Here is a 3575-nt window from a genome sequence, read left to right on the forward strand (position 1 = left end):
GGACAAGGTCGCCTTTGGGCGCCCGGCGGCGCGCGCGGCGCGTCCGAAGCCGCCGTGCCGGGCGACCAGGTTGAAATCGGCGAGAGCAAGCAGATCCATATGTTCCACCAGTGAGACGGTCTGTCCAGATATAACGTCTATCGGGCCGTATGTGGATCGCTAATTTCCAGGGTGTCTTTTGACCCCAACCCGGAGTGCTCCCATGACCATCCTCGTTACCGGCGCCACTGGCACCGTCGGCCGTCACGTCATCGAACAGCTTGTGCAGCGTGGTGCCGATGTGCGCGCACTGGTCCGCGATCCCGCCAAGGCCAGCTTCCCCGCCGGCGTCACCGTCGTGCAGGGCGACCTGCTGGACGTCGACTCACTGCGCGGCGCGTTCTCGGGCGTCTCGACCCTGTTCCTGCTCAACGCGGTGGTACCCGACGAATTCACGCAAGCGCTGATCGCGCTCAATGTGGCGCGCGAGGCCGGCGTCGAGCGCGTCGTCTATCTCTCGGTGATCCACAGCGACCGCTACGTCGACGTGCCGCACTTCGCGGGCAAGTTCGGCGTCGAGCGGATGATCGAGCAGATGGGCTTCAACGCCACCATCCTGCGGCCGGCCTATTTCATCAACAACGATCTCACGATCAAGGACGTCGTGCTCGGCTACGGCGTCTACCCGATGCCGATCGGCAGCAAGGGGCTCGCCATGATCGACGCGCGCGACATCGGCGAGATCGCGGCGATCGAGCTGATCCGCCGCGAGCAGGCGGCCGGGCCGCTGCCGCTCGACCGGATCAATCTGGTCGGTCCGGAGGCGCTGCGGGGTGCCGAGGTCGCTGCGATCTGGTCGGAGGTGCTGGGTCGCCCGATCGCCTATGGCGGCGACGACACCGGCGCTTTCGAGCAGAACTTGCGAAAGTTCATGCCGAGCTGGATGGCGTTCGACATGCGGCTGATGAGCGAGCGCTTTCTCAGCGAAGGGATGATCCCTGAAGCCGGCGACGTCGCGCGCCTGACCGCGCTGCTGGGTCGCCCCTTGCGCAGCTATCGCGACTTCGCCGCCGAGACCGCGGCTTCGGCCTGACAACTCGGCAGCATCCCACGCCGGCAAAGATTTCAACCGACGGGACGGCCCCAAAAGGGGCGTCCCGCTCCTCGAGGAGGCATTCATGAACACACCCGAACGGGATGACGTCCGAACCACACGCGCGAAGCTCCTGGTCCTCGGCGCCACTGGCGGCACCGGCCGCCTGATCGTCAGCCAGGCGTTGGCGCGCGGCTACGACGTCACAGCCCTGGTGCGATCACCGGAGAAGGCGCGCGATCTCAAGGGCGCGAAACTCATCGTGGGAGATGCCCGTGACGAAAAAGCGCTGCGCGAAGCCCTGAGCGGCCAGGACGCCGTCGTCAGTGCATTGGGCACGCCGGCAAGCCCATTTCGCGAGGTTACGCTGCTCTCGACCGCAACGCGCGCGCTCGTCAGTGCCATGAAGGCCGAGCAGGTCTCTCGGCTGGTCTGCGTCACCGGGATGGGGGCCGGGGACAGTGTCGGCCACGGCGGCTTTCTGTTCGACAAATTGGTCTTCCCGCTGCTCCTCCGTAACGTGTACGCGGACAAGAACCGGCAGGAAGACATTGTCGGAAGCAGCGCGCTCGACTGGGTTCTGGTTCGCCCCGCGGTTCTGAACGACAAGCCCGGGCGCGGCAAAATCCGGACGCTCACAGACCTCACCGGTTTCCACGGCGGCACCATCTCACGGGACGACGTCGCGAATTTCGTCCTCGACCAACTGCGCACGGAGACCTGGTTGCGTCGCTCTCCGTTGATCACGTGGTGACAGCGGTATCGGCGCAGACCGCGATACATAACCGCGGGCCAGACGGCCTTGTCACGTCAGCCTGCGGCGCAGGATGAAGCTAAAACCGCGTCACGATCTCGGACAAATTCGGGCGCGGCCGATCCTCGTTCGGCTTGCTCGGCGTGCCGATATGGATGAGCCCCGCGAGCTTCTCATCCGGCTTCAGGCCGAAGCCGCTGAGCACGTCGCGGTCGAAGCAGAACCAGCCGGTGAGCCAGGCCGCGCCATAGCCGAGCGCGGTGGCCGCCGTGACGATGTTCATGGCGCTGGCGCCGGCCGAGAGCTCCTGCTCGAATGCCGGCACCTTCGGATGCGGCCGGGTGAACGAGACCACGCCGATCACCAGCGGCGCGTCGGTGAGACGCTTTTTTTCGACCTCGAGCTCGGCCTCCGTCGCCTGCGGATTCTTCTGCGCGAACACCTTGGCGATCACCTCGCCGGCGCGCGAGCGGCCGTCGCCCTCGAACACGATGAAGCGCCAGGGCGCGAGCTTGCCGTGATCAGGCACGCGAGAGCCGATCGTCAGGATGGTCTCGAGCTCGGCGGGTGCGGGGCCGGCGCCGCTCATGTCTCGTGGCTTGACGGAGCGGCGGGTCTTCAGAAGGTCGATGGCGTCGGGCACGTGGTCGCTTTCGTTGTGATGAACCGACAGATAGCATGTCGGGAGCGGCGCAACGAGGCCGCCGGCGGATGTTTTGACCCGTTCTATTGTTCTGTTCCGGCTGCGGCGTCGGCTGCCGGATCAACCATTGAAGGAGCACTGCTCTCGCGTGAACGATGGATGCGCGAGCATGTCGCAATTGTGGACCGCGCGGGCATCGGTAAAATACCATGCTGTGAGGCAAGGTCGTTTGGGGGCGGACGCAGCTCATGCTTCGGGATGGAAGCGATGCAAGGCACGGCAACGATGGCACCGAAGCCATCGCGGGGCTGCGCGATCATCCCAGCTTCCCGCAAGCCATGCGTGCGGCCGCGCAATGCGCGGTCGAGCTCTATCGCAGCGACCGGCTGCTCAACGCGCTGATGAACGATCGGGCGCGAGCGCTGTTCACGCATGTGGCGCTTTATCTGCATTATGGCCATGATGATCCGGATCAGTCCGGGCTTTCCGTCGGCGCAATGAAGCAGCTCTGCGTCCGGGTCGGCCTCTGCAGCCGCGGGCGCTGCGAAGCCATGTTGGCCTTGATGCGGGCAAGCGGCCTGTTCGCAGCCGCTCCCAGTCTCGACAAGCGCCAGCGATTGCTGGTTCCGACGGAGAAATTGCTGGAACTGCACCGGATCCGCTGGAGCGTGCATTTCACGGCGATGAGTGCGGCGATTCCGCAGGCCGCAGCCTATCCCGTGGCGTTGCACGATCCGCTCTTCATCAAGCCGTTCGTGCGTGAGCTCGGCCGACGCTTCGTCGGTGGGATGCGCGTTCTGGATGCCGCACCGGACCTCGAGCAGATCGCCGAGCGCAACGCCGGCATGATGATCCTCTACAGCCTCGCTCTCGCGGGCCGTGACGACGATACGTTTCCGCCGTTCAGGCCGGTGCCGCTGTCGATCAAAGCGCTGGCGACCAGGTTTTCGGTCTCGCGCAAGCATGTGCTGATGCTGCTGCGCGACGCCGAAGCACTGCAATTGCTGGTGCGGGACGGCAATGCGATCGCGTTTCTGCCGCGTGGCCGAGAGGTGCTGGAGATGATGTTCGCCAACCTGTTCAGCTATATGGCCGAGTGCGCCGAG

General features: G+C 65.3%; 4 protein-coding genes and 1 pseudogene. 3 read left to right on the top strand and 2 right to left on the bottom strand.

Annotated elements, in window-relative coordinates; all coding sequences use genetic code 11:
• A pseudogene (locus WA702_RS24590) lies at positions 1 to 99 on the bottom strand (LysR family transcriptional regulator); the annotation flags it as partial.
• 103 nt (positions 100 to 202) lie between these two features.
• Here WA702_RS24590 and WA702_RS24595 point away from each other — a divergent pair.
• Together WA702_RS24595 and WA702_RS24600 are read left to right on the top strand one after the other, a co-directional pair.
• Positions 203 to 1072, top strand: a complete 870-nt coding sequence (locus tag WA702_RS24595; protein ID WP_425113148.1) for an SDR family oxidoreductase — start codon at positions 203 to 205, stop codon at positions 1070 to 1072.
• A gap of 85 nt (positions 1073 to 1157) precedes the next feature.
• Positions 1158 to 1826, top strand: coding sequence for an NAD(P)-dependent oxidoreductase (locus tag WA702_RS24600; RefSeq protein WP_425113149.1), 669 nt, complete (start codon positions 1158 to 1160; stop codon positions 1824 to 1826).
• 79 nt (positions 1827 to 1905) lie between these two features.
• Here the strand turns inward: WA702_RS24600 and WA702_RS24605 are convergent, their stop codons facing one another.
• Entirely contained in the window at positions 1906 to 2469 is a 564-nt protein-coding gene (locus WA702_RS24605; RefSeq protein WP_425113150.1) for a nitroreductase family protein, read from the bottom strand.
• 248 nt (positions 2470 to 2717) lie between these two features.
• Here WA702_RS24605 and WA702_RS24610 point away from each other — a divergent pair.
• Positions 2718 to 3575 (top strand): hypothetical protein (locus WA702_RS24610; protein WP_425113151.1); only part of this gene is annotated, 858 nt, incomplete at its 3' end.

The sequence above is a fragment of the Bradyrhizobium sp. genome (assembly GCF_049798375.1).
Classification (GTDB): Bacteria; Pseudomonadota; Alphaproteobacteria; order Rhizobiales; family Xanthobacteraceae; genus Bradyrhizobium.